At 60.4% G+C, this 3,049-nt stretch carries 4 protein-coding genes; 1 reads left to right on the top strand and 3 read right to left on the bottom strand.

Annotated elements, in window-relative coordinates; genetic code table 11:
- Positions 1 to 71: 71 nt before the first annotated feature.
- From secB to F8N49_RS26900, 3 genes are read right to left on the bottom strand one after another with little or no spacing between them, the layout of a single operon-like run.
- Complete coding sequence (gene secB, locus F8N49_RS26910) at positions 72 to 557, bottom strand: protein-export chaperone SecB (RefSeq protein ID WP_016772114.1); 486 nt, start codon at positions 555 to 557, stop codon at positions 72 to 74.
- 57 nt (positions 558 to 614) lie between these two features.
- Positions 615 to 869: a glutaredoxin 3 gene (gene grxC / locus F8N49_RS26905; protein ID WP_016772115.1), complete on the bottom strand. Its 255-nt coding sequence runs from the start codon at positions 867 to 869 to the stop codon at positions 615 to 617.
- A gap of 1 nt (position 870) precedes the next feature.
- Positions 871 to 1,284 (bottom strand): rhodanese-like domain-containing protein, encoded by a 414-nt coding sequence (locus F8N49_RS26900; RefSeq protein ID WP_016772116.1) that lies wholly within the window; start codon positions 1,282 to 1,284, stop codon positions 871 to 873.
- 153 nt (positions 1,285 to 1,437) lie between these two features.
- Here F8N49_RS26900 and gpmI point away from each other — a divergent pair, with 153 nt between their 5' ends.
- Positions 1,438 to 2,967: a 2,3-bisphosphoglycerate-independent phosphoglycerate mutase gene (gpmI, locus tag F8N49_RS26895; RefSeq protein WP_071174113.1), complete on the top strand. Its 1,530-nt coding sequence runs from the start codon at positions 1,438 to 1,440 to the stop codon at positions 2,965 to 2,967.
- Positions 2,968 to 3,049: the final 82 nt, after the last annotated feature.

Raw genomic sequence — 3,049 nt, 5'->3', positions numbered from 1 at the left:
CAACATTGATGTGTCTGACAGACCGCTTTCGCGGGCAGGCTCGCTCCCACATGGGGTATTGCTGAACCGTCTTACTGAACGGTCGGGGTCTCGCCGCTTTCCTGCATGCGCTGCAGCTCTTGCGCGTACAGGGCATCGAAGTTCACCGGCGCCAGCATCAGCGCCGGGAACGAGCCACGGGTAACCAGACTGTCCAGGGTTTCGCGGGCGTACGGGAACAGGATGTTCGGGCAGAACGCACCCAAGGTGTGGCTCATCGAAGCCGCGTCCAGATTCTTGATCAGGAAGATACCGGCCTGTTGCACTTCAGCGATGAAGGCCACTTCTTCACCGTTTTTCACGGTGACGGAAAGAGTCAGCACCACTTCGTAGAAATCGCCTTCCAGCGCTTTCTGGCGAGTGTTCAGATCCAGACCGACCGCCGGATCCCACTGCTGGCGGAAGATCGCCGGGCTTTTCGGGGCTTCGAAGGACAGGTCGCGTACGTAGATGCGCTGCAAGGAAAATTGCGGTGCGGTTTCTTCTTCGCTGGCTGCAGTGTTCTGTTGGTCAGTCATCTCAGATCCTTATCGATCTTGGGTCTTTTAGGGAGTGCTGTACGTGGGTGCAGCCGTTCAGCCCTTGAGCAGCGCGTCGAGTTTGCCGGCGCGCTCCAGGGCGTATAAATCATCGCAACCGCCGATGTGCTTTGCGCCGATCCAGATCTGCGGCACGGACGTGCGCCCGGCCTTTTTGGTCATTTCGGCACGCAGCTGCGGCTTGCCATCGACCTTGATCTCTTCGAAGGCCACGCCTTTGCTGGCGAGCAGATGCTTGGCGCGCGAGCAGTAAGGGCAGTAATCGCTGGAGTAGACGATGACTTCGCTCATGTCATTTCACCAGCGGCAGGTTGTCGCCTTTCCAGCTGGAAATCCCGCCGGACAGCTTGGCGGCGGTGAAGCCGGACTTCATCAGCTCGCGGGCGTGGGTGCCGGCGGTCTGACCGAGGGCATCGACCAGAATGATGGTCTTGGCCTTGTGTTTTTCCAGCTCGCCGACGCGGGCAGCCAGTTTGTCTTGCGGGATGTTCACCGCGCCGACGATGTGGCCAGCGGCATAATCCTTGGCCGGACGGATGTCCACCACCACGCCTGCGTCTTTATTGACCAGTGCGGTCAGCTCGCCGGTGCTCAGGCTTTTGCCGCCGCCCTGCATCGTGTGCGCCAGCAACAGAGCCAGAAGTACGACGAAGATACCGACAAGAATGTAGTGGTTAGTGGCAAATTCAATCAGGTGAGCAACCATCGAAGGAGGTTCCAGGGCGTTAAAATGTCGGCCAGTATACACAGCCACTATGGTCGGCCAAACCCCGTCCGGCGGTGACGCGGTCGGAACTTCGCTTTAAACTCCAACTCCGTTTTCCATCGCCCTCTTCTTTATCAGCCACGAGTGGATTCCATGACGACTACGCCCAAACCTTTGGTCCTGATGATTCTCGACGGCTTCGGTCACAGCGACAGCCCCGAATCCAATGCCGTGTTCGCGGCGAAGAAACCTGTGCTGGATCGTCTGTGGGCCACGGTGCCGAACGGCTTGATTTCGGGCAGCGGCATGGACGTCGGCCTGCCGGACGGCCAGATGGGCAACTCCGAAGTCGGCCACATGAACCTCGGCGCCGGGCGCGTGGTGTATCAGGACTTCACCCGTGTGACCAAAGCGATCCGCGACGGCGAATTCTTCGAAAACCCGACCATCTGCGCCGCTGTGGATAAAGCCGTGGCCGCCGGCAAAGCCGTGCATTTCATGGGCCTGCTGTCCGATGGCGGCGTGCACAGCCACCAGGATCACCTGATCGCCATGGCCGAACTGGCCTTCAAGCGCGGCGCTGAAAAAATCTACCTGCACGCCTTCCTCGATGGCCGCGACACGCCGCCGAAAAGCGCCGCTTCGTCGATCGAACTGCTCGACGCGACTTTCCAGGCCCTCGGCAAAGGCCGGATCGCCAGCATCATCGGCCGCTATTTCGCCATGGACCGTGACAACCGTTGGGATCGCGTCGCCCAGGCCTACAACCTGATCGTCGACGGCAACGGCGAATTCAACGCCGCCACCGCTCAGGAAGGTCTCGAAGCCGCCTACGCCCGTGGCGAAAGCGACGAATTCGTCAAAGCCACTTCCATCGGTGAGCCGGTAAAAGTTGAAGACGGCGACGCCGTGGTGTTCATGAACTTCCGTGCCGACCGCGCCCGCGAGCTGACCCGCGTGTTCGTCGAAGACGATTTCAAGGACTTCGCGCGCGCGCGCCAGCCAAAACTGGCCGGTTTCGTCATGCTGACCCAGTACGCCGCAAGCATTCCGGCACCGTCGGCCTTCGCTGCCGGCAGCCTGGAAAACGTTCTTGGTGATTATCTGGCGAAAAACGGCAAGACCCAGCTGCGCATCGCTGAAACCGAAAAATACGCCCACGTGACCTTCTTCTTCTCCGGCGGTCGTGAAGAACCGTTCCCGGGCGAAGAGCGCATCCTGATCCCGTCGCCGAAAGTCGCGACTTATGACTTGCAGCCGGAAATGAGCGCCCCGGAAGTCACTGACCGTATCGTCGACGCCATCGAAAACCAGCGCTACGACGTGATCGTGGTCAACTACGCCAACGGCGACATGGTCGGCCACAGCGGTGTCTTCGACGCGGCGGTCAAGGCGGTCGAGTGCCTCGACACCTGCGTCGGTCGCATCGTCGAGGCGCTGGAAAAGGTCGGCGGCGAAGCACTGATCACCGCTGACCACGGCAACGTCGAGCAAATGGCTGATGAATCCACCGGTCAGGCGCACACCGCGCACACCACCGAGCCGGTGCCGTTCATCTACGTCGGCAAACGCGACCTGAAAGTGCGCGAAGGCGGCGTGCTGGCGGACGTAGCGCCGACCATGCTGATGCTGTTGGGTCTGGAAAAACCGGCGGAGATGACCGGGACTTCGATCCTGGTCTGAGCCGAATCCGGAAAACACCGCAAAAACCCTGTGGGAGCTGGCTTGCCAGCGATAGCAATCTGACAGCCAGCATTTACGTTGA

The organism is Pseudomonas sp. GXM4 (genome assembly GCF_008923895.1).
Classification (GTDB): domain Bacteria; phylum Pseudomonadota; class Gammaproteobacteria; order Pseudomonadales; family Pseudomonadaceae; genus Aquipseudomonas; species Aquipseudomonas atacamensis.
The sequence above is the reverse complement of the archived record's forward strand: the minus strand, read 5'-3'. Positions and strand labels throughout refer to the sequence as shown.

What these genes read in the sequence shown, in the direction of transcription:
- secB (WP_016772114.1), bottom strand. Translation starts at nt 557, where the DNA reads ATGACTGACCAACAGAACACTGCAGCCAGCGAAGAAGAAACCGCACCG.
- grxC (WP_016772115.1), bottom strand. Translation starts at nt 869, where the DNA reads ATGAGCGAAGTCATCGTCTACTCCAGCGATTACTGCCCTTACTGCTCG.
- F8N49_RS26900 (WP_016772116.1), bottom strand. Translation starts at nt 1,284, where the DNA reads ATGGTTGCTCACCTGATTGAATTTGCCACTAACCACTACATTCTTGTC.
- gpmI (WP_071174113.1), top strand. Translation starts at nt 1,438, where the DNA reads ATGACGACTACGCCCAAACCTTTGGTCCTGATGATTCTCGACGGCTTC.